Source organism: Olsenella profusa DSM 13989 (genome assembly GCF_030811115.1).
In the GTDB taxonomy this organism is placed as follows: domain Bacteria; phylum Actinomycetota; class Coriobacteriia; order Coriobacteriales; family Atopobiaceae; genus Olsenella_F; species Olsenella_F profusa.
In genome coordinates this window covers 1805808-1826783 of the sequence record NZ_JAUSQK010000001.1, presented here as the reverse complement: position 1 = coordinate 1826783, position 20976 = coordinate 1805808, and the positions used below count along the sequence as shown (strand labels likewise).

Below are 20976 nucleotides of genomic sequence, written 5' to 3'. Positions count from 1 at the left end.
GCGGAACCCTACGCCTCGGCGGATGCCTCAGCTGCAAGCTCTGCCTGCTCCTTGTCATAGAGCTGCTTGTCATAGGCACGGATGAACGGGAGCCAGATGAGCCCCATGGGAATGACGGAGAAGTAGTCCCAGAGGAAGTTCCAGATGTTCAACGTGCTCAGATATCCGGCGAAACCCATGGGCAACAGGGCTGAGATCATGATGTACCCCGGAATGAGCAGGCCTGTGGCATAGCCAATCCAATAGAACAGGCAGTTGAGGGGGATGCACAGGATATAGGGAATGCAGAGGATGGGGTTGTACATGATGGGCAGGCCAAAGGTCATGGGCTCGTTGATGTTGAACCAACCAGGAACAATGGAGGCTTTGCCAACAGCCTTGACCTGCTCTGACTTGGCAAAGAACGCGGCGTAGATCGCCGCGGGGAAGGTGTTGCCCGACCCACCACAGTACGAGAGGCCAGCGGCGAGGGCAACGGGATAGAACACGAGGGCGGCCGTGCCCCCCGACTGGAAGGCGGCATAATTCTGTGCCGTGGTCTGGATGCCAATGGGCATCAGGGTGGTCATCGCGATGAGCGCGCCATGGATGCCAAAGCACCAGAGGACACCGGCGAACGTGCAGATGACCACGATGCCCGGAGCAGAGGTGAGACCGGCAAGAGGAGCCGCAAGCAAGGCGATGAAGCCGGAGATCAGTGTGAAGGCACCACCCGTCAGGGTCGTCACCGTAGTGTTCAGGACCTGGAAGATGATGACATTGAAGAGCAGGGGCACGATGCCGGCAAAGCCGTCCTGGAGGAACTGTGGGACGATGTCCGGCATGCGTATGTAGATCTTCCTATCGACGCACATCTTGTCGATCTGCGCAACGATGAAGCATGTCAGAAAACCCATGAACATGCCAGACGCACTGAAGTACGTGGTGTCCATGACCACGGTCCCGGCCTCGTTGGTAGAAAGCGCACCAGCAATGAGCAGGTAGCAGAACAGGCATTCCGACGCCGTTATGACGGGAGTCTTGATATCGATGTTACGGGCATAGTTGTAGCCCAAAAAGAGCACGACCCACAGCGAGAGCATGTTCATCGTAAAGTTATAGGGCATGTACAGAACCTGGTAGATCTCGCTGTCGGCGGAGAACCAGCCGAAGATGTTACAGCCCACCGAGCAGAGGATCTGCGAGATGGCCCCCACCATGATGATGGCCATCAGGGTCTGCATGGTGGCCTGTAGGGCAGACAGGTACTTGTTGCGTCCAAGCGCCTGTCCAAACTTCTGGAGCGTAATCATGAACTTGCTGTTGAAGAAGCCTTCCACGATAGCTCCCCTCCTTATCTTGCCAATGTCGATGAGTTACTTGCCGAGGAGCTTGTCAAGCTGTGCAAAGATATGCTCGCAGTTGCCGATGCCATAATCGGCAGGAGGAATGACTCCCACGGGAATGGAGACGCTCTTGGTAACGTCATCCTTCTGGTAGCCCACTTGTGGACCCATGAGCAGAACGTCATAGTCCTGCCACTTGTCCTTGTAGGCACTGAGGCCCACGGCGGCGACCTCGAAGTCAATGCCCTTCGAGGCAGCATACTTCTCAAGCTTCTTCATGAGAATGCTGGTGGACATCCCGCCAGCGCACACAAGCAACACCTTCATCGTTCTCTTCTCTCTGAAATGAAATGCCTACTGGTCTTGTGCCGCGGCTTGTGCAGAGACCTGTGTCTTGAGCTCGTCAAGCTCCTTGTGGAGATCGATGAGTTCCTGGATGAGCTCACCGGCGAGCATCGAGGTCATCAGATGGTTCTGTGCGTGCACGAGCAGAACGTCAACGGGCGTATGGTCACCTTGCGCCTCCTTGGTCAGCAGCGCGGTCTGCTGATTGTGCGATTCGACGGATCCCTCGTTGAACTTGGCCATGAGTTCGTCAGCCATTTGGTAGTCCCCCTGCTTGGCCGCCTTCAGTGCCTGGAACGCATTGCTGCGGGCATCACCCGCCGTTGCGATGATCTGGAACGAGGTCATCACACTCTCCGAGTCCTCATAGTCCATTCCCGTCACCTCTTCGTCTGACATAGTCGTCACCCCCTCTCTCCCGTCTTCGTGACCCAATTCGCATGCACATCGATGCCGTGCTGCCCAAGCAACACGGAGAGGGTCTGCCAGGTCTGATCCGTGATGAGCCGGCCCATGTCGTCCTCGCTCACGAAGAGCTCGGCAAGGACGCTAAACAGGGCGCCCGTCCCCTCCCCCTCACGGGGAAGAGAAATGAGAAAGACGGCCTGAACCATATGTCCAAAGCCGTCCCAGAGGATGGGCGCGTCGAGGATGCCGACGCACACGTGGACGTCATGGGAGGTCGGCCTCATGGGATGGGGCATGGCAACGCCATTGCCAAAGGACGTCACCGCAAGATCCTCGCGCCTCAGCACGAGGTCATGGAAGTCATCGTCCACCGGTACGCGCTCTGCCATACGGGCACAAAGGAAGTCAAGGACGTCCTCCTTCTGGGAAAAGGCCAGATGGGGGAAGAAGAGCGCCTGATCGAAGGCTCCCGAGGCGGACGCGATGGAACCTCTGGAACTCAACAGTCGCTCGAGATCCTCGAAGTCTCCGGGGGCGAGGAAGGTGCGCACCTCGCGCACGGGAACGGGAAGCGGGCGGCCGATGGGCACCGTGGTAAAGACGTAGTCGATGTCTCGGAAGTCCACCTTGTCAATACCCGCCACATTGCAATGGCGCACCACAGCGATGCTCTCGCCAAAGCGCTGACGTATCCTCAGCTCCAGGAGGCGGGCGCTGCCGATGCCGGTGGAGCACACAATCAGAACGTTCTTCTTGGAATGATGGGTATGACGCCGTTCGAGGGCCAACGCAAAGAGCAGGGCGATAAAGCCCGTCTCGTCATCGCTGAGCTTCTCCCTATATGCCTCAAGGAGCACCGAGGATGACTCAAGCGCCATGGCCCATGCGAGGGGAAAGCGCCGTTTGGTGTCCGCCAGCAGTGGGTTGTTCCCGCCCAGGTGGTATTGGAGGCGCACGGCGAGGGGCCCGACATGGCGCGCCAAGTTCATGTGCAGCTCCAGGTCATCGGAGAAGTCCACATGAAAGGTCTGGTTGATGAGGGACAGCATGTCATCCACGACGTTCCAGACCTTGTCCGGAATGGAGAGCGGAGAGCTGTCATCGGAAAACTCTGCGAGCACCTTCTTGCCCGCAAGGTGAATGGTGATGTAGGCGGTCTCCTCCTCCGGAAACTCCAGATGAAACGCCTGCTCGATGGCCTGCGAGATGGCCCTGGCAAGCACGTACTCATCACTCCGTTTGATGCGGTTGAGGTTACTCGCCTCCATGGGCACGTAGCTACCCTCGCGCATGCGCATGACGGCTATGGAGATATGCACAAGCAGGTTCTGGTAAATGATGGAGCTGATGGAGATGCCTTCGGTCGTAAAGACCCTGTCCAGGCATTCTGCAATGAATGGTGCTGACGAGATTGCCTCGTCACCCAGGACGGACACGATGGCGTTCTCGTCGCCGCGGGCCTCTGCCGCACCATGCGGCCCGTCCTGTTCCTCTTCGTCGGGCTGCGAGAGCTTTGCCTCAGACGCCTGGAATGTATCAACTACGATGGTGGCGAGGGCAGCCCGACGGTTGGGTTCGGGCCCCGTCACGCGGATGCCCCGATGGCTCTTGCGTTCCAGCTTGAGGTCATGGACGGCGAGCATGCGCTCGACAAGCCTCAGATCCGCCGAAACCGTGGCGCGGGACACATAGAGAATCTGAGCGAGGCTGTCGAGCGTCACACAGTCGTTGCGTGAGAGCAAGTCTGTCACCATGCGCCGCGCTCGCTTGGCGCTTGTGATGGAGGCACCGTAGAGCTGCGCACGCCTGATCGCCCATGAGGAGAGTGCCTCGCTGTCAATCACATGAACGAAGTAGCCCGCCTTGGGTGAAAGGTCGACGCTCGCAATGCCCGCAAGCGACTCGTTCAGGCGGCGCACACGACTCCGAATGGTGCGGGTGCTCACCTTGAAATGGCTGGCAAGCTCCTGCTGGCTCACGCCAGGGTGCGTGCGCACATAGACCACCAGATGAAAGAGCGCATCTGCCATGAATCTGACCCTCCCCATCAAGCATCATCATTCGTGGCCACACGTACTACCGCCAAGACATCTGCCAACAGGGCGGAAGAAAAACTGAACAATAGGGTGACGCATCTCCCCGTAAGGCAGCGGATACCCCGACGGATCGTTGCCATTAGCGGGTTCGTGCACATGAGCCGGATGTGCGGAATGCGTTGCCCAACGCGAGGCGCCTACGCGCTAGCGCGCCATCTCAAGCATCTCGCGCGCATGGGCCAGCGAGGCCTCCGTCTCATCGCCCGAGAGCATGCGGGCAACCTCGCGCACGCGCTCATCGCCGGAGATCTCGCGAATGGTCGTCTCGGGCACGTCGCCGGCAGTCTTGGACACCAGGTAGTGCCTGTCGCCCATGACGGCAACCTGTGCCACATGCGTGACCACGATCACCTGATGCGTTTGGGCAAGACGGGCGAGCACCTGGGCCAGGGCAACGGCCGCAGAGCCGCCCACGCCCGCATCCACCTCGTCAAAGACGAGGGTCTGCGCATCGTCCGCCGCACCCAGCACCACCTTGCAGGCAAGCATGACGCGGCTGATCTCGCCACCGGAGGCGATCCTTCTGAGGGGCCGCGCCGTAAGGCCAGCGGCGGGGCGATAGAGCAGCTCCACGGTGCTGGGCCCCTCCCTGCCCCATTGGGAACGGGGCCTGCGCTCGAGGGAGACCTCGATCTGGGCGGTGCCCATCTCCAGGAGGGCGAGCTGCTCGTTGATGGCCTCGGCCAGTTTGGGGGCTGCTGCCGTGCGCGTCCTGTCGAGTGCGGCAGCCGCCTCGGACAGCGCAGCCTCGCAGCGCTCGAGCTCCTGCTGGGCATGGCACAGCCGCTCACCCCCGTCGCGCGCGACACCGACGAGCTCGCGCGCCTCTGCCCGGCGCTCGAACACCTCCTGCATGCGTGGGCCATAGCTGCGCATGAGGCCCTGCAGCTGGCTCATGCGCAGCTGCATGGATGCCAGCGCCTCCTCGTCCACCTCGATGCCATCCTGGTAGCTCCGCAACTCGGAGGCCGTATCCTCAAGGTCTATGAGCGAGCTTTCCACCGCATCCGCAAGCGCGGAGAGCGTCTGGTCGTAGGTTCCCGCATCGCGCAGGCCCTGCACCACGGCCGAGAGCATGTCCGTGACGCCCTCGTCGCCCGTGAGCGCGTCATGCGTGGTGGCTGCCGCGCGCAGCAGCGCCTCGGCATGCTCCGCCTTCGGCAGCCGCTCCTCCAGCTCCTCGTACTCGCCCTCCTGGGGGCGCACCTCATCTATGCGGTCGAGCACGAACTGCGCGTCCCCCACCTTGGAGTCCACCGCACGCCCCAGCTCCTGCAGGCGCGCGACCTCGGCGGCCGCCTCGCCCCTCGCCGCGAGCGCCTGAAGATACGTCTCCCGCACCATGCGCACGGACTCGCCCGCCCATCCGTCCAGCAGCTCGACATGCGTCTGCGTGCGCATGAGCCGCTGGTGCTCATGCTGGCCGCAGAGGTCGATGGACGAACCCACGCCCTGCGCCAGCTCGCGCACCGAGGCGACACGACCGTCCACATGGGCGCGGCCGCGCCCATCGGCTCCCACGGTACGGCTCACCACGCAGCCATCCGGATCGCCACCCTTGAGATACAGCCTGCCCTCGACGGAGAGGCCCTCAGACCCTTCGCGTACGGCGGAAGAGTCCGCACGTTCGCCGGTGAGCAGCTTGATGGCTGAGAGCAGGGCGCTCTTGCCCGCTCCCGTCTCGCCCGTGAGCACCGTGAGGCCCTCCGCCGGTTTGATGGTGGCATCATGGATGAGCGCGACGTCCTGTACGTGAAGCTCGTCGATCATCGGCGCTGATCCCCGTAGAACACGCGCGAGACGCTCTGGTAGAAGCTGGTCGAGCTGCGGTCGAGCAGGATGATGTCGCCCGGGCCGCGGCGGATGGTCACCCGCTCCCCCACCATCCCCCCACCGAGGGGCTGCCCATCCGCAAAGAAGAGGCGCTCGACGTTGCGCTCCGGACTGATCGCGATCTCCACGACGTCTGAGGGCGCCGTGAGGAAGGCGCGCGCGCGGATGGAGTGCGGTGCCACGGGAACACAGATCATGCCATTGAACTGTGGCGTCACGATGGGGCCGCCCGCCGCGAGGGCATAGCCGGTCGAGCCCGTTGCCGTCGAGACCACAAAGCCATCGCCACGCAGGCGATCGATGTGGTTGCCCGAGACGGAGACGTCAAACTCGATCATGTCTCCACAGACGCCATGGGTGAGGTACAGGTCATTGAGGGCAAAGTGGTGCTCGATGACCTCGGAGCCATCGGATGCCGCGAAGTGTGCCTCGACGTCGAGCGTGGCACGGTGAGAGACGTGCATCTCGCCCGCCAGCGCGGATGACACGGTCGCAAGCAGGTTGTCCGGCCCTCCTGACGTGAGAAAGCCCAGATGGCCATAGGAGAGCCCCAGCATGGGAATCTCCCGGTAGCCCACGATGCCCGCCGCGCGCAGCAACGTTCCATCCCCACCCAAGGAGACCACGAGATCGACGTCGTCCACCTCAATGGGCGCGTCGGAAAAGAGCTTCTTGTCAGGCACCCAGCGCACCTCGATGCCCTCGCGCTCGAGCCAGTGGGCCAGATGCACGGCGGCGTCCTTGGCATTCTCGCGCGAGTAGTTGGGAACAAGCAGTACCTTCATGGAGTCAGGCCCCTCCACCTGTAGACGCCCATCGATCACTCAGTCGAGTGTAGCATCCGCCGGGCCTGCCCCGTCAATGCCGCCGACTTCTCCCACCATCCACATCCTCGGCACGCCGCATCGCAGCGCGGAACCCTTCCTCGACGCGGTCCTCCTCATCGCGAATCCGCATGCGTTCCCGCCTGCCCGCCTCCAGTTCATCGGCCATCTGCTCGACCGACCGCATGACACCGTATCGCAGCTCATCGCTGTCCACGCCTGTCCTCTGGAGAAGTCCGGGCATCGCATGGTCGCACTCCTCAATGAATGCGAGGTTCTGATACGTGAGTGCCTGAAAGTCCTCCATGTGCTCCTTCCGAGCGGCGTCTCGTCTCGCAAGGACGTCCTCGCGACGCTCAAGCTCGAGGAGGCGCGCGTCACGCGTTGCCATGGCGGCCCTTTCCGCGGCAGTAAGATCGTCCCTTCCCCATGAGACAACGCTCATGTCACCATCCCCCAATCCGTGTCATCCGTGGCAGAGGTTCCCCCGACATCCTCGGAAAAGCGCGAGCTCTGTGCATTGGCCTTCAGGTAGCCGCCCACAATGAGATCATCGATCACATGGTTGGCCCAAGCGTCAAGCGTGGCGCGCGTGAGTTCCGTCGCAGAGAGGAACTCGCTCGCTGGAATCCGATGGCGCCCCTCGTCGTCATCACGGAGGAATGTCATCTCTCGTACAAGCGCGCGGGTGTCAGACGAATAGGCCCAATTGATCTGGACGCAGTACCCCTTGCCATTACCATCCCGCAAGAAGCCGCTGTCGGCGTAGATGTCAATCTCATCGCCTCTCCACGAGGAACCGTGAAGAATGGTGAGGTACAGGCCCGAAGGCTCATAGAGCTCAGCTGTAAGGGGACTTTCCAAATCGCCACCGGCATAGCTGTAGTCGGCCCGATCATCCGCAATGCTATCCACCCCACCTTCCTGTGCCTCGAAGTCGACAGGCACATTGACATGTCCCCTGCCTGGCATAGCCAGGCAGGGGACACAGCCTGGACTCTCAAGGAGGAGTTCGTCATATACATTATGGATGGAGGTCTCATGTCCCACGACGAGCACGCCAGCAGCAGTGAACATGACACTGAGCACGATGACAAGAGCGCGTTTCCGGCGTGGCACTGTTCTTCCATCTTTCCCGCTCATCAGCATCCTTCTCCTGATGCGTGGACATGCCTTGCGGCACCATGGCCACGCATCTCACTATGGAAGGTCATTGTCACCGTCTCTGAGCGATTGGATGAAGCGCGAGGTGTCGGACAGATTGTCATAGCTCCCTATGATTTCGATTTCTTTATTCATGATCTCTTTCTTCTGTTCCTCCGTCTTCGTAGAGTAATCCTTGCTCATATCCTCACCGGAGATGCTCACTGGCTGCTTGACCAATGCGGCCATATCTCGCTGAGAGAGATTTGTGTACAACTGGTTGATGACATTCACATCTCCGCCATTATTATTCAGGAACTTATTGGCGCGAGTGTAGGTGCCATCCTGCAGGTCTATGTAATACTGCCTGGCTGCCGCCTGATAGGGGGAACCGTTCCCTCCGAAGGCCGCCGTGGCAATGTTGTTTGCATCAAGATCAGCCTTGTAGTCCCCGGGGCCAAGTGAGGGTCTGCCATTACTGTTTCTCTCGGTCGTCAGAACGCTGTCACCCATCCAGCCCGCATACTGTGCCCGCTCCTCGGCTCCTCCAGAGAATCCAAGATCCACCGCGGAATGATGGCCACTCCTGACGTCATACTCCGTGGCAACCGTGATGCACTGATGGGCGAAGTCAGCAATCTTTTTGTTGCCAGCACTTGCGTGCTGGTCACCTATTGCCCTCATGAGCTTCTCGTAATCCGCATTGCTCAAGCCGATGTCCTTCGGATCGAGCGGAGCCCCTCCACTCGTCATGTTCCAATCAGTCCTGTCGCCATAGCTGGCCGAACCCATGAATCTGAGCCACATCCAGTCGATCGCCTGCTGGCTCTTGTCCGGATACGTCTCATAGAGCTTCCTGTAGACATCCCACATGATCGCGGCCGTCTCGTCGTCAAAGCCGTACTGCTCCTTCTGCATCTTGACGAAGTCCTCTTTGGAGACGCCAAGCTTTTCCGCAATCTGCCAGTCGCTATAGTCTCCTGTGGCCTTTGTCACCCAGTCGAGGTTACCGTAACCCTTGCCCGAGGTATAGCTGGTGACCGACTGATCTGCCGCAGCAAGTGTCTGCATCGCCGCATTGGCCTCTGAGTAGAAGCCGGAAGATGCCGTCGCATAGGCCTGAATCTTGGAAATGGTATTCTGCATCTTCTTGATGATCTCATTGTTCGCGTTGATGAGAGGTTGGCACTGCGATCGCACCCTACCCGCATCGGAACCTGCCTGCTCGATCTGCTGCTCGTACCCTTCGTTCATGTGATTGAGCGTGTCAATCTTCTGTTGTGCCTCGTCCGTATCCGCCACTCCGGGGGATGTCTCAGGGAGGGCCGAAACGGCGGTAAGGTTGTCGTCATTACCATAGCGCAGTGCCTCAAACACATTGTGCTGCGCCTTGGCAAGGGGGAGGCGCAGGGTCGTGATCTCGTCACGAATCCGCTCGTATGCCTTACCTTGAAGCGCGCCATTCTGCAATGCGCCTTCGAGCGTGGAGATCTGCCTGTCACATGACTCGGTGGCGGCATCGATCATCTCGTTCTCATCCTGTATGGAACTCGTCAGCGTACTTTTTTCGACTCTCATATATGTCTCTCATCCTCGCCGAAATCATCTGCTAGCCGTTTAAGGCTAGGAGCCGATTCCCAGCAGCTTGTTCGCGATGCCCGTATCCGTCTCGGAAAAGGCAAGGCCCGTATCCCTGATGGCATTCGCATCGGAATAGACCAGAACCTTCCAGTTCTGCAACGTACCATGGAACGAGGAGGTGGCAGCGTCATGAGTTGCGCTGCCTGGAATGCCCGTCGTGGCACCGGAGTACTCCTTGAAGGCAATCGAGCTGTAGCCGTTGATACTGCTCTTGAGGCGCTCGGATTGATTTGCTGCAGACTGTGGATCAGAAACTATCGTGTCGCTCGACATGGCTCTCCCTCGCACCTGAATCGAATCGCTGCCGGACCGGTCAGGACATCCCGGACATAGGCCCTGCATCTCTTACCCATATGTTAGACTGCATGTACATTATGAACCACAGCATACAGGAGACATGGGCTCTCCGGTAAGGGGCACGGGCCTCAACGATGCAGACTCATCACACTTTTACAGAGAACCAACACATCGTCCTCTTCTTGCGGGAGGGCATCTTCAAGTACGCACCCCGTCAGTCACACGGCTCTCCACACGCTGCATGGGCGTCGTATACCACGGCAGCCAGATCGAGCCCTACGCCTGTGCCCTCCCTGTCGCGCTCTCCCAGCAGCAGGAACTCGCGATTGCCCTTGTGGCCGCGGATGGGGCTGGGGCACGCGCCGCAGGGCGTGAGGCCGGCGGCGGCAAAGGCGCAGGCGACCTCCTCCAGCACGCGCAGCTGCACGGCGGGGTCGCTCACGACACCCCCCTCGCCCACCTCTGCACGCGCCGCCTCGAACTGGGGCTTCACGAGCGCCAGGAGGGAGCCCCGCGCCGCCAAGAGCTCCATGACCGCGGGTAGGACCGTGCACACGGACGTGAACGACACGTCGCACACGGCAAGGTCGATGGTACCCGCACGCTCGGGTGTGGGCACCGCCGTGATGTTGGTGCGCTCGAGGAGCGTGACGCGCGCGTCCTGCCGAAGCGACCAGTCGAACTGCGCGTATCCCACATCCACGGCAAGCACCGAGGCGGCACCATGCTTGAGCAGGCAGTCCGTAAAGCCCCCTGTGGAACAGCCCACATCCAGGCAGCGAAGGCCCGCAGGGTCAACGTCGAGGGCGTCCAGGCCACGCTCCAGCTTGAGGCCGCCACGACTCACATAGGCGAGGCGGCCGCGCACGTGCAGGGGAAGTCCGGGCCTGACCCGCTCCCCCGCCGACGTGAGCCGCCGATCCGTGGTGGAGATCTCGCCCGCAAGCACGGAGCGTAGGGCGTCATCCGTAGACGCGAAGAGACCCTGGGCGACAAGCTCCTCGTCGAGCCGACGCCTAGCCACGTTCATCCTGGGCCTGGGAGGCCGCCTCTGAGGGGGTCGCATCGTCAGCATCAGCCTCGGCATCCTCCTGCGCCTTGGCCGCCAGCTTGGCCCTCTCCTCTTCCGTGAAGTTGGTTGTGTCCACCAGCTCCACAGCCTTGGAACCAAGGGCTATGGCCTCGTCAAAGAGGTCAAGCGATCGCTCGAGCGAGGTGTCCTTGCTCCGGACGTCCGCAACGATCTCGTCCAGACGACCCGTGATGTCATCGAAGGTGCGGTAGGCGGAGGTGTCGGGGCGTGCCATCGGCTATGCCTCCGCCACGTTCACGCCATCGGCGATCTGGGATGCCACGCGACCCAGCACGCCATTCACGAAGCGCGAGGACTCGTCGGTGCCATAGGCCTTGGCCAGTTCGACGCACTCGTCGATGGTGACGGCCACGTCGACCTCGTCCACGTTCAGCATCTCGTAGAGCGCCATGCGCAGGAGGTTGCGATCGACCGACGGCATGCGCGACACACCCCAGTTCTCCGAGGTACGGCTCAGAATGCGGTCAAGCATCGGGCACAGGGCATCCGCCCCGAGCGCAAGCGCGCGGCCATAGTCATCCAGCGGCCCGTCGGAGAGCGAGTAGTCGCCGGCAAGCACATCCTCCACCGAGCGACCCGTCTGCTCCGCCTGAAACAGCAGCTGCAGTGCCTGGCTGCGCGCAAGCGTACGGCCATGGAAGATGCCGCGAGACACGCTTACTCCTTGGGGAAGACGAGCCCATCGATGCAGACGTCGACGACGTCCACATCGACGCCCACCTGCTCACGGATGGCGCGGGCGACGGCCTCGCGTACGACGGCGGCAAGCCTTGTGAAGGGATAGCCGTAGAACACGGCAACGTGCACCACGATGCGCAGCTGCCCATCCTCCACATAGGCCTCCACGGCCTCGTCCTGGGGCAGGCTGCGGTTGGTGAACACCGACACCAGGCTTGAGGCGATGTCGTTGCCGCCCACGTGCGCGACGCCCTCGACCTTCTCGGCCGCGGTCGAGACGATGATGGCAAGTACGCTCCTGGAGATGCCGATTCCAGCGATGAAGAGCTCCGCTTGGCTCATGACGATCCTTTCGATCCGACGCGCCGTGTCTGGCGCGCTGTGCATGTCCCCCTCAGTATAGGCAACCGACTCGCCCCGGCACGCACAAAGGCCCGTGGGCAGTGCCCACGGGCCGCCAGCCACTGCGAGAGGAGGCTAGACGCGGCCGACGAACTTGCCATCGCGCGTGTCCACCTTGATCATCTCGCCCTGATTGAGGTATAGAGGCACCTGGATGGTCGCACCGGTCTCGATGGTGGCGGGCTTGGTGCCACCCTGGACGGTGTCGCCCTTGAAGCCAGGGTCGGTCTCGGTGATCTCCACCTCGACGAAGGTGGGGGGCTGCACGGCATACAGGACGTCGTTGGCATACTGCAGCAGGCAGGTGTCGTTCTCCTTGAGGAACTTCTCGTTGTCGCCCACAAGGCCCTTCTCCACGGGGATCTGCTCGTAGGTCTCGGTGTCCATGAACCAGTAGGCGTCACCGTCGTTGTAGAGGTACTGCATCTCACGCGTCTGCATGTTGACGCTCTCGAACTTGGCGGACTGCTGAAAGTTCTCCTCGTTCACGCGACCGGTGCGGATGTCACGGTACTTGGTGCGCACGTAGGTGTTGCCCTTGCCAGGCTTGACGTGCTGGGCCTCCAGGATGACGCAATCCTTGCCCTTGATGTTGACGCCCAGGCCAACCTTGAGGTCGTTGATGCTCAGAGTTGCCACAAAACGCTCGCTTTCCTATCTGCCCGCACGCGGGCCAAACCAATCAACGACGTTGAGTATAGCCCACACGTCCTATCTGCGCGAAGTCTCCTTGAGGGCGCGCGGGACCATTCTCGCCAGACGGAACGGCTGGCCCCTCTGCCTCGATGGCCAAGGCATGGAGGTAAGAGCGGAAGATAGCAACGCGCGAACAGAGGGTACCATAAGGTAGAAAGAGTAAAGGGCGGATAACACACGCTGGGAGGCGGGGGCATTGGCACAGGGCATGACCGATGGGCATCTGGATACGCGGTACCTCGATAGCATCCCCCTCTTCGCGGCACTGCCGACGGAGACGCACACACGGCTCATGCGGGGCGCACACCAGAGCACCTACCCCCGCGGCTCTGTCATCGCCCACGAGGGGGATCCCATCGACGCGGTGCTCATCGTACGCGAGGGACGCATCAAGACCTTCCACGTCAACGTTGACGGGGAGGAACACGTGCTTGACGTGCTTCACGATGGGCAGGCCGTCTGGCATGGCCTCTTCCTGCCCGACCACACCTACCACTACTCTGTGGGCTGTCTCACACGCGTCTCGCTCTCCTCCATCCGCCGGCAGGAGTTCGAAGGCGCGCTGCTAGCACACCCTGAGGGAGCCCTCAAGCTCGTCCATATCCTGAGCGGCGAGCTGGATGCCGCCGAGGAGAAGCTCATGATGCTGGGCGTGCGCGACCCCAGGCAGCGGCTCGCGGACTATCTGCTACACCGGGACGCGCGATGCCTGGGAGGCGAGATTGACCTCAAGCTCGAGGACATCGCCCGTTCCATCAACCTCCGACCCGAGACCGTATCGCGCACGTTCACGAACTTCGAGCACGATGGGCTGGTCGTGCGCCTGGGCAGGGGCAGGCTCAAGGTCCTCGACCACGCGGCGCTGAGAGACGTCTCGGTCTAGCCGTCCCCCTCTTCCTGAGTCGTATGCAATCTGTTCTGTGTCCCTTTTGAGTCGTTCGTATCTTTCGTCCGAGAAGTGTCTACGATGCTCTTTCAAGAATAGATGTACCTGCTATTTTTCAAAAGAGTCGAGAGAAAAAGTGTGCACGACTCACGTCGACCGGCTCAGGAAGTGCATACGACTCGCCCCTCCCCGCCAGCGTACGGATGCCGCTGGAAAAAACCTTCCTACTTGATTTCAATCATAGAACGAACAGCGCATCCCCCATAAAGTCGGCATGGTAGGCAGGCCAGAGGAGAGTCAGATGCCACAGGGAAGGGTTCACTCATGCGAGTCGTTCGGCTCGGCCGATGGCCCGGGTGTGCGCTACCTCATCTTCCTGCAGGGCTGCGCCATGCGCTGCGCCTACTGCCACAACCCGGACACTTGGGATACAAACGCTGGTGAACTCAGGGGTGCCGACGAGCTCCTGGATGAGGCTGAGCGCTACCGCAGCTACTGGGGGGAGGACGGCGGCATCACCGTGAGTGGCGGCGAGCCCCTCCTGCAGATCGACTTCCTCGTTGAGCTGTTCCAGAAGGCCAGGGAGCGTGGCATCAACACTTGCATCGACACGGCACTTGCGCCCTTCACGCACGATCAACCCTTTCTGGGTGAGTTCGAGGAGCTCATGGGCCTCACCGACCTCCTGCTCTGCGACATCAAGCACATCGACCCCACGGAGCACCGGCACCTCACCGGCCACGACAACGCCAACATCCTGAACGGGCTGAGGTACCTCTCAAAGATCGGCAAGCCCGTCTGGATCCGCCATGTGCTGGTGCCAGGCATCACCGACAACGATGACTACCTCAGGCGCACCGCCGCCTTCATCCACACACTCTCCAACGTGGAGCGCATCGACGTGCTCCCCTATCACAGCCTGGGCGTCTTCAAGTGGGACGAGCTGGGCCTCACCTACACGCTGCGGGACGTCAAGCCGCCCACGGCAGAACGCGTGAACAATGCGCGAGAGATTCTCGACCAGCGGGTCGAGACGGTCGCGCCATAGAGCCACTACCCAAGGAGGTACCGAATGCACGAGGCATGGCAGGGTTTCAAGAGGGGTCACTGGACGAGGGACGTCAACGTCCGCGACTTCATCCAGCAGAACTACACGCCCTATGACGGCGATGCGAGCTTCCTCGCCGGGCCCACCGAGGCGACCGACCGCCTCTGGGGCAAGGTGCAGGAGCTCCAGGCCGCCGAGCGCGCCAAGGGCGGTGTGCTCGACTGCGAGACCGAGGTCGTCTCCGGTATCACCGCCTATGGGCCTGGCTACATCGATGACTCCATGAAGGACCTCGAGAAGGTCGTCGGACTCCAGACCGACCGACCCCTGAAGCGCGCCTTCATGCCCTATGGCGGCATCAAGATGGCGCAGCAGGCCGCCGAGAACTACGGTTACCATGTGAACGACCGGTTCGACCAGATCTTCAACGAGTATCACAAGACCCATAACCAGGCCGTCTTTGACGCCTACACCCCCGAGATGCGCGCTGCCCGCCACAGCCACGTGATCACGGGGCTGCCCGACACCTATGGTCGCGGTCGCATCGTGGGCGACTACCGTCGCGTGGCGCTCTACGGCATCGACTACCTGATCAGGGCAAAGCAGGAGGACCTTGCCAACTGCGGCGACGGCACCATGACCGACGACGTCATCCGCCAGCGCGAGGAGATCGCCGACCAGATCCGCGCCCTCGGGCAGATGAAGGAGATGGCCCAGGCCTATGGCTACGACATCTCCCAGCCCGCCACCTGCGCCCGCGAGGCCTTCCAGTGGCTCTACTTCGGCTACCTCGCCGCCATCAAGACACAGAACGGTGCCGCCATGTCCGTGGGGCGCATCTCCACCTTCCTGGACATCTACCTCGAGCGCGACCTTGCGGCAGGCACGCTCACCGAGACCGAGGCGCAGGAGCTCGTCGATCACCTGGTCCTCAAGTTCCGTATCGTCAAGTTCGCGCGCATCCCCTCCTACAACCAGCTCTTCTCCGGCGACCCCGTGTGGGCGACGCTCGAGGTGGCGGGCCTTGGCCAGGACGGCCGTCACATGGTGACCAAGAACGACTTCCGCTTCCTGCACACCCTCGAGGACATGGGGCCGGCCCCCGAGCCCAATCTCACCGTGCTCTACAGCCAGCGCCTGCCCGAGAGCTTCCGCCGCTATGCCGCCAGGATCTCCATCGACACGTCCTCGATCCAGTATGAGAACGACGACGTCATGCGTCCCATCTGGGGTGACGACTACAGCATCTGCTGCTGCGTCTCGGCCACCCAGACCGGCAAGGAGATGCAGTTCTTTGGGGCCCGCGCCAACCTGGCCAAGTGCCTCATCTATGCCATCAACGGCGGCAAGGACGCCAAGTTCCTGGACAAGCAGGGCAATCACATGCAGGTTGGCCCCGAGTACACCCCCATCACCTCGGAGTACCTCGACTACGACGAGGTCATGCACAAGTTCGATCTCATGATGGACTGGCTGGCGGGGCTCTATGTCAACATCCTCGACCTCATCCAGTACATGCACGACAAGTACTACTATGAGGCCGCCGAGATGGCCCTCATCGACACCGACGTGCGTCGCACCTTTGCCACGGGCATCGCCGGCTTCTCCCACGTGGTGGACTCGCTCTCGGCCATCAGGTACGCCAAGGTCAAGACCGTGCGCGACGAGAGCGGCCTGGTCGTGGACTACCAGGTGGAGGGGGACTTCCCTCGCTACGGCAACGATGACGACCGCGCCGACGACATCGCCGTGTGGCTGCTGCGCACCTTCATCACCAAGATCAAGAAGCACCACACCTATCGCGACTCCGAGGCCACGACCTCGATTCTCACCATCACGAGCAACGTGGTCTATGGCAAGGCGACGGGGGCCACGCCCGACGGGCGCGAGGCCTACACGCCCTTCGCCCCTGGCGCGAACCCCTCCTATGGGGCCGAGAGGAACGGTCTGCTCGCCTCGCTCAACTCCGTGGCCAAGCTGCCCTATGAGTACGCGCTCGATGGCATCTCCAACACGCAGACCATCAACCCCGGCGCCCTAGGCACCGATGAGGACCAGCGTGTGGGAAACCTCGTGAGCGTCATGGATGGCTACTTTGCCAACGGTGCGCACCACCTCAACGTGAACGTCTTTGGCGTGGAGAAGCTCCGGGATGCCATGGAGCACCCCGAGAAGCCCGAGTACGCCAACTTCACCATCCGCGTCTCCGGCTATGCCGTGAAGTTCATCGACCTCACGCGTGAGCAGCAGCTCGACGTCATCGCCCGCACCTGCCACGACCACATGTAGGGCCCTGTGGGGGGCTCGACCAGTCCCATCGGCCGGCCTCCTGCGAAAAACCGCCGTAACGACCCGCCTTCCGTGCGATGCATCGCGTGGGGGGCGGGTCGTCCATCCCCAGATGCGCGGCGCCAAGCGCGCCAGTGGTGACAGAGGGCTTACAACCAACAGGGCAAGGAGCGTTTGGCACGTTTGGGCCCCAAGTGCGTGCCGATGGGTCGGAATGGCCGCACCAGATGTGCCCCACGACGCCTTCAACGCACTCACTGCACCCAGGAAGGGCACGAATCATGCGTTCGGCGCCCGGGAACGACCGAAGGCAGCACGCACTTGGGCCCTAAACGTGCCCAAGGACGCAGAAAGCGTCCTGACGACATTGACGCGTCCGTAGAAACCGCCGAAATCTTTCCGCTGGAGGCCTTCAAAATTCCAGTCAATGCCCCAGACTGGATGCGGCGACGTTGACCGACCGGTCAACGACTCTGGCGAGAGGGGTTCTCATGGACGACTTCGACGGCTCGATCCTCCCCGGCGAGGACAACGCCTTCCGTCGCCTGCCCGAGGAGCGGCGTGACGCCATCGCGCGGGCGTCCATCGAGGCGTTCGGGCGCAACGACTACAAGAGCGCGTCCACGGACGACATCGCACGCTCGGCAGGCATCTCCAAGGGTCTGCTGTTCTTCTATTGCAAGAGCAAGCGCCAGCTGTATCTGCGCACCATGGAGTACCTCTACGACAGGGCGGTGGAGGTCGCCGTGGACGACGGCCTCTGGAGGATCGACGACTTCTTCGAGCTCATGGAGTATGCCGCCACCAAGAAGATGGCCCTGATGGAAAGGTTCCCGTGGGCGCTCGCGTTCAGCATCCGCGCCTTCTACCCCGAGCATCGCGACGTCAAGGACACCATGGACCGCTGGACGCAGCGGCAGACTGACGCGATGTTCGAGCGCTTCTTCAAGAACGTGGACTGGGGACGGTTCCGCGACGACGTGGATCCACGTCACGTGCTGGACATGATCATCTGGCTGGCCGACGGCTGGATGCACCAGCGACGGGCCGCCCGCGAGGCCATAGACCTCGACGCCCTCATGGCCGAGTTCCTGTCGTGGTGCGACATGCTGCGGACCTGGGCCTACAAACCGGAGTACGCAGGCAGGGAAGGCAGGCCGAATGGCAAGGAGGTGCGATCATGACCCGCAGCGGCATCGTCACGGCACGAGGGCTGACCAAGGACTACGGGCAGGGGCGCGGCATATTCGACGTGTCGTTCGCCGTGGAGGAGGGCGAGGTCTTAGGCTTTCTGGGAAGCAACGGCGCGGGCAAGACCGTGACCATGCGCCACCTCATGGGCTTCGTCAGGCCACAGGCGGGTGTCACACGCATCTTCGGTCTCGACTGCTTTGCCGAGCGGGCCGCCATACAGGGGCGCCTGGGGTACCTCCCGGGCGAGACCGCCGTGCCCGAGGACATGACCGGCATAGCGTTTTTGGAATACATGGCGCGTCTGCGGCGTCTGCGCGACCACACGCGCATGCACGAGCTCATCGAGCGCTTCGAGCTCGACCCCAAGGCCCGCGTCCGCAGGATGTCGAAGGGCACCAGGCAGAAGGTGGGACTGGTGTGCGCGTTCATGGGACGGCCCGATGTCCTGCTCCTGGACGAGCCCACCAGCGGCTTCGACCCCCTGATGCAGGGGCGCTTCGTGGAGCTGGTGCGACAGGAGCGCGATCGGGGTGCCACGGTCTTTCTGTCGTCGCACATCTTCGAGGAGGTCGAGCGCACCTGCGACAGGGTTGCCTTCATCCGCGCCGGCCGCCTGGTGTCCACGGAGCGCATGGGGGACGTGCGCGCATCGCGGCGACATGCGTTCAGGGTGACGTTTCCCTCGGCGGACGAGCGAGCCCGCTACCAGAGGGCCTGCACGCTGAGGGGCGTCAAGGTCCATGCGTTGAGCGAGCACGACGTGGAGGTCTGGGCAGGTGCGGACGTCGACGCCTTCGTCAAGGAACTGGCCGGCTTTCGGGTGGAGGGCCTCGCCTCCCGCGAGCAGACACTGGAGGAGATGTTCCTTCACTTCTATGGAAAGGACGCGACGGGGGAAGGGGACGTCGGATGAGCATCGCACTGTACCTGAGGGAGCTGCGCAGGGGCGCGTTTCCGACCTTCGTGATCGGCGCCATACTCGCCCTGTACATCGTGTCCGTGGTCCACATGTACGATCCCGCGATCGCCAGGAACCTCGGCACCATCGTGGACACCATGCCGGACGTGTTCGCCGCCTTCGGGATGTCCAACGCCGCGACCACCATGACGGTCTTTTTGGTGAACTACCTGTACGGCTTCCTGCTCACATGGGTGCCGCTGCTGCTGGTCATGATGACGGTCAACCGCATGGTCGTGCGGCCCGTCGAGGGCGGCTCCCTGTCCTACCTGCTGTCCACCCCCACAAGCCGCCTGCGCATTGCGGCCACCTTCGTGGAGATCCTGCTGACGGTCCTCGCCGTGACGATGGCGCTGATCGTTGTCGTCCAGGTTGTCTGCGCCGAGTCCCAGTTCCCCGGCGAGCTGGACCGTGCGGGACTTCTGCGCGCGAGCGTCGGGCTGCTCTGCCTGTGGGTGTTCATGGCCGGCCTCTGCTTTGCCTCTGCCTGCTGCTTCCGCGACGCGCGGGTGGCGCTGTGGGCGGGCGGCGGCGCCTTCCTCCTGATGCTCCTGGCGAAGATGGTGTCACAGGTGGGCAAGGGCCTGGAGCTCCTCCAGGACGCGAACCCCATAGGGCTCTTCGACCCCTATGAGTTGGTGGCGGCGTCCGGTGACGCGGCCTGGCACGCCGCGGTCCTGGCCGTGGCAGGCGTGGCCCTCCTCGCGGTGGGCGTGGCCGTGTTCTGCAGGCGGGACTTCGACGTATAGCGCAACCAGCATGCCAAGAAAGCTGGCGCGACGTGCCTTCCACCGCCGCGTGCCCCCTCCCCGTCCTGCCGCGCATCGCGCCTAAAGCCCTGCCCTCCTTCGACATGTGCGGGCCCGTCCGCAGTACCAGGGGCTTCTCGCGCCTGCGGCACAAGTATGGGATGCCCGACCGTCAGTGATCCCAAGAGCCACCCGTGACCTTCTCGCTGCGCGAAGCCTGTTTGACCTTCTCGCCACGTGAAGGGTCATGATGTTCCCGGGAGGTGCGAGATGGACGAGCCGAAGCAAGCGGGAGGACGCTACAGCGTGGGCCAGCTGGCCCAGATGGCGGGCGTGAGTGCACGCACGCTGCGCCACTACGAGGACCTGGGACTCCTCAGGCCCGCCCGGGCGGAGAACGGGTACCGCACCTATGGCCCCCGCGACGTGAGGCGCCTGTCGCAGATACTTGCGATGCGCGCCTGCAGCCTTCCCCTCACGACCATCCGTCACCTGCTCAGGGATCCGCAGGCAAGCCTTCGGGACACCCTCGAGTCGCATCTCAGGAACCTGCGCGCGCAGGAGAGGTCACTGACGGACGCGATGGCCCGCACAGAGGCGGCCATCGCAACGATCGAAGGGATCGAGGACATGGACGACGAGAAGAGGTTCGAGGCCATCAAGGCCCAGGGCCTGAGGGAGTTCGAGGAGGCGTACGGAACCGAGGCGCGCAGGCGCTATGGCGATGCGGTCATCGATGCGGCCAACGAGCGCATCATGTCGCTCACGCGCGACGAGTGGGACGCGAAGGACCTGCTTGAGGAGCTGATCAAGGTGCAGCTCCGTCTGGCGATGGCATCGGGCGACCCCAAGGGGGACGAGGCCGCGGAGCTCGCGCACCTGCACGAGCGCTGGATGCTCATCCACTGGGGTGAGGCCTACGACCGCGAGACGCACCTGGCGCTGGTGCGTGGCTACCTGGACGACCAGCGCTTCAAGGACTACTACGACGCCGCGGCCGGGGATGGCGGGGCGGAGTTCCTCGTGAGGGCGATGGAGGCCAACCTGTAGCGCATGGAACGCGTGGCTGGG

Annotated in this window: 22 protein-coding genes; 7 read left to right on the top strand and 15 right to left on the bottom strand. The window is 62.5% G+C overall.

Annotation, left to right across the window (positions count from 1 at the left end):
- Positions 1–8: 8 nt before the first annotated feature.
- The 15 genes from J2S71_RS08440 to efp all read right to left on the bottom strand — a co-directional run bounded on the left by J2S71_RS08440 (position 9) and on the right by efp (position 12724).
- Positions 9–1319, bottom strand: a complete 1311-nt coding sequence (locus J2S71_RS08440; protein ID WP_021725828.1) for a PTS sugar transporter subunit IIC — start codon at positions 1317–1319, stop codon at positions 9–11.
- A 36-nt stretch (positions 1320–1355) separates the two neighbouring features.
- The gene (locus J2S71_RS08435; RefSeq protein ID WP_021725779.1) at positions 1356–1652 is read right to left on the bottom strand and encodes a PTS sugar transporter subunit IIB; all 297 of its coding nucleotides are present in this window, start codon (positions 1650–1652) and stop codon (positions 1356–1358) included.
- Positions 1653–1679: 27 nt separating this feature from the next.
- Complete coding sequence (locus J2S71_RS08430) at positions 1680–2069, bottom strand: PTS lactose/cellobiose transporter subunit IIA (protein ID WP_021725821.1); 390 nt, start codon at positions 2067–2069, stop codon at positions 1680–1682.
- A 5-nt stretch (positions 2070–2074) separates the two neighbouring features.
- Entirely contained in the window at positions 2075–4108 is a 2034-nt protein-coding gene (locus J2S71_RS08425) for a BglG family transcription antiterminator (RefSeq protein WP_307390786.1), read from the bottom strand.
- 210 nt (positions 4109–4318) lie between these two features.
- Positions 4319–5944: a DNA repair protein RecN gene (gene recN / locus J2S71_RS08420; protein WP_307390783.1), complete on the bottom strand. Its 1626-nt coding sequence runs from the start codon at positions 5942–5944 to the stop codon at positions 4319–4321.
- Complete coding sequence (locus tag J2S71_RS08415; protein ID WP_307390781.1) at positions 5941–6792, bottom strand: NAD(+)/NADH kinase; 852 nt, start codon at positions 6790–6792, stop codon at positions 5941–5943. Before J2S71_RS08415 ends, recN begins: the two co-directional genes overlap by 4 nt.
- 73 nt (positions 6793–6865) lie before the next feature.
- On the bottom strand, positions 6866–7276 hold the full coding sequence (locus J2S71_RS08410) for a hypothetical protein (RefSeq protein ID WP_307390778.1): 411 nt from the start codon (positions 7274–7276) through the stop codon (positions 6866–6868).
- Positions 7273–7980, bottom strand: a complete 708-nt coding sequence (locus tag J2S71_RS08405) for a hypothetical protein (protein WP_307390775.1) — start codon at positions 7978–7980, stop codon at positions 7273–7275. The genes J2S71_RS08410 and J2S71_RS08405 overlap by 4 nt, the downstream gene beginning before the upstream one ends.
- Positions 7981–8031: 51 nt before the next feature.
- A complete protein-coding gene (locus J2S71_RS08400; protein ID WP_307390772.1) occupies positions 8032–9501 on the bottom strand; it encodes an LXG domain-containing protein in 1470 nt (489 codons plus the stop codon).
- Between the two features lie 96 nt (positions 9502–9597).
- Positions 9598–9888 carry a hypothetical protein gene (locus tag J2S71_RS08395; RefSeq protein WP_307390768.1) on the bottom strand — a complete coding sequence of 97 codons (291 nt, stop codon included), beginning with the start codon at positions 9886–9888 and terminating at the stop codon, positions 9598–9600.
- 238 nt (positions 9889–10126) lie between these two features.
- Complete coding sequence (locus J2S71_RS08390) at positions 10127–10942, bottom strand: TlyA family RNA methyltransferase (RefSeq protein ID WP_307390765.1); 816 nt, start codon at positions 10940–10942, stop codon at positions 10127–10129.
- Positions 10929–11219: an exodeoxyribonuclease VII small subunit gene (locus J2S71_RS08385; protein ID WP_021725910.1), complete on the bottom strand. Its 291-nt coding sequence runs from the start codon at positions 11217–11219 to the stop codon at positions 10929–10931. Before J2S71_RS08385 ends, J2S71_RS08390 begins: the two co-directional genes overlap by 14 nt.
- 3 nt (positions 11220–11222) lie before the next feature.
- Positions 11223–11660 carry a transcription antitermination factor NusB gene (nusB, locus tag J2S71_RS08380; RefSeq protein ID WP_021725866.1) on the bottom strand — a complete coding sequence of 146 codons (438 nt, stop codon included), beginning with the start codon at positions 11658–11660 and terminating at the stop codon, positions 11223–11225.
- A 2-nt stretch (positions 11661–11662) separates the two neighbouring features.
- A complete protein-coding gene (locus J2S71_RS08375; RefSeq protein ID WP_040651515.1) occupies positions 11663–12025 on the bottom strand; it encodes an Asp23/Gls24 family envelope stress response protein in 363 nt (120 codons plus the stop codon).
- 135 nt (positions 12026–12160) lie between these two features.
- Positions 12161–12724, bottom strand: coding sequence for an elongation factor P (efp, locus tag J2S71_RS08370; protein ID WP_021725885.1), 564 nt, complete (start codon positions 12722–12724; stop codon positions 12161–12163).
- Positions 12725–12977: 253 nt separating this feature from the next.
- Here efp and J2S71_RS08365 point away from each other — a divergent pair, with 253 nt between their 5' ends.
- The 7 genes from J2S71_RS08365 (at position 12978) to J2S71_RS08335 (ending at position 20955) form a co-directional block, all read left to right on the top strand.
- Positions 12978–13664, top strand: a complete 687-nt coding sequence (locus J2S71_RS08365; RefSeq protein ID WP_307390758.1) for a Crp/Fnr family transcriptional regulator — start codon at positions 12978–12980, stop codon at positions 13662–13664.
- 304 nt (positions 13665–13968) lie between these two features.
- Positions 13969–14715 carry a pyruvate formate-lyase-activating protein gene (pflA, locus tag J2S71_RS08360; RefSeq protein ID WP_021725907.1) on the top strand — a complete coding sequence of 249 codons (747 nt, stop codon included), beginning with the start codon at positions 13969–13971 and terminating at the stop codon, positions 14713–14715.
- A gap of 24 nt (positions 14716–14739) precedes the next feature.
- Complete coding sequence (gene pflB / locus J2S71_RS08355; RefSeq protein WP_021725783.1) at positions 14740–17004, top strand: formate C-acetyltransferase; 2265 nt, start codon at positions 14740–14742, stop codon at positions 17002–17004.
- Positions 17005–17495: 491 nt separating this feature from the next.
- The gene (locus J2S71_RS08350; RefSeq protein ID WP_021725805.1) at positions 17496–18188 is read left to right on the top strand and encodes a TetR/AcrR family transcriptional regulator; all 693 of its coding nucleotides are present in this window, start codon (positions 17496–17498) and stop codon (positions 18186–18188) included.
- Positions 18185–19111 carry an ABC transporter ATP-binding protein gene (locus tag J2S71_RS08345; protein WP_307390753.1) on the top strand — a complete coding sequence of 309 codons (927 nt, stop codon included), beginning with the start codon at positions 18185–18187 and terminating at the stop codon, positions 19109–19111. Before J2S71_RS08350 ends, J2S71_RS08345 begins: the two co-directional genes overlap by 4 nt.
- Positions 19108–19905, top strand: a complete 798-nt coding sequence (locus tag J2S71_RS08340; protein WP_307390750.1) for a hypothetical protein — start codon at positions 19108–19110, stop codon at positions 19903–19905. Before J2S71_RS08345 ends, J2S71_RS08340 begins: the two co-directional genes overlap by 4 nt.
- Positions 19906–20175: 270 nt before the next feature.
- The gene (locus tag J2S71_RS08335) at positions 20176–20955 is read left to right on the top strand and encodes a MerR family transcriptional regulator (protein ID WP_307390748.1); all 780 of its coding nucleotides are present in this window, start codon (positions 20176–20178) and stop codon (positions 20953–20955) included.
- Positions 20956–20976 lie beyond the last annotated feature (21 nt).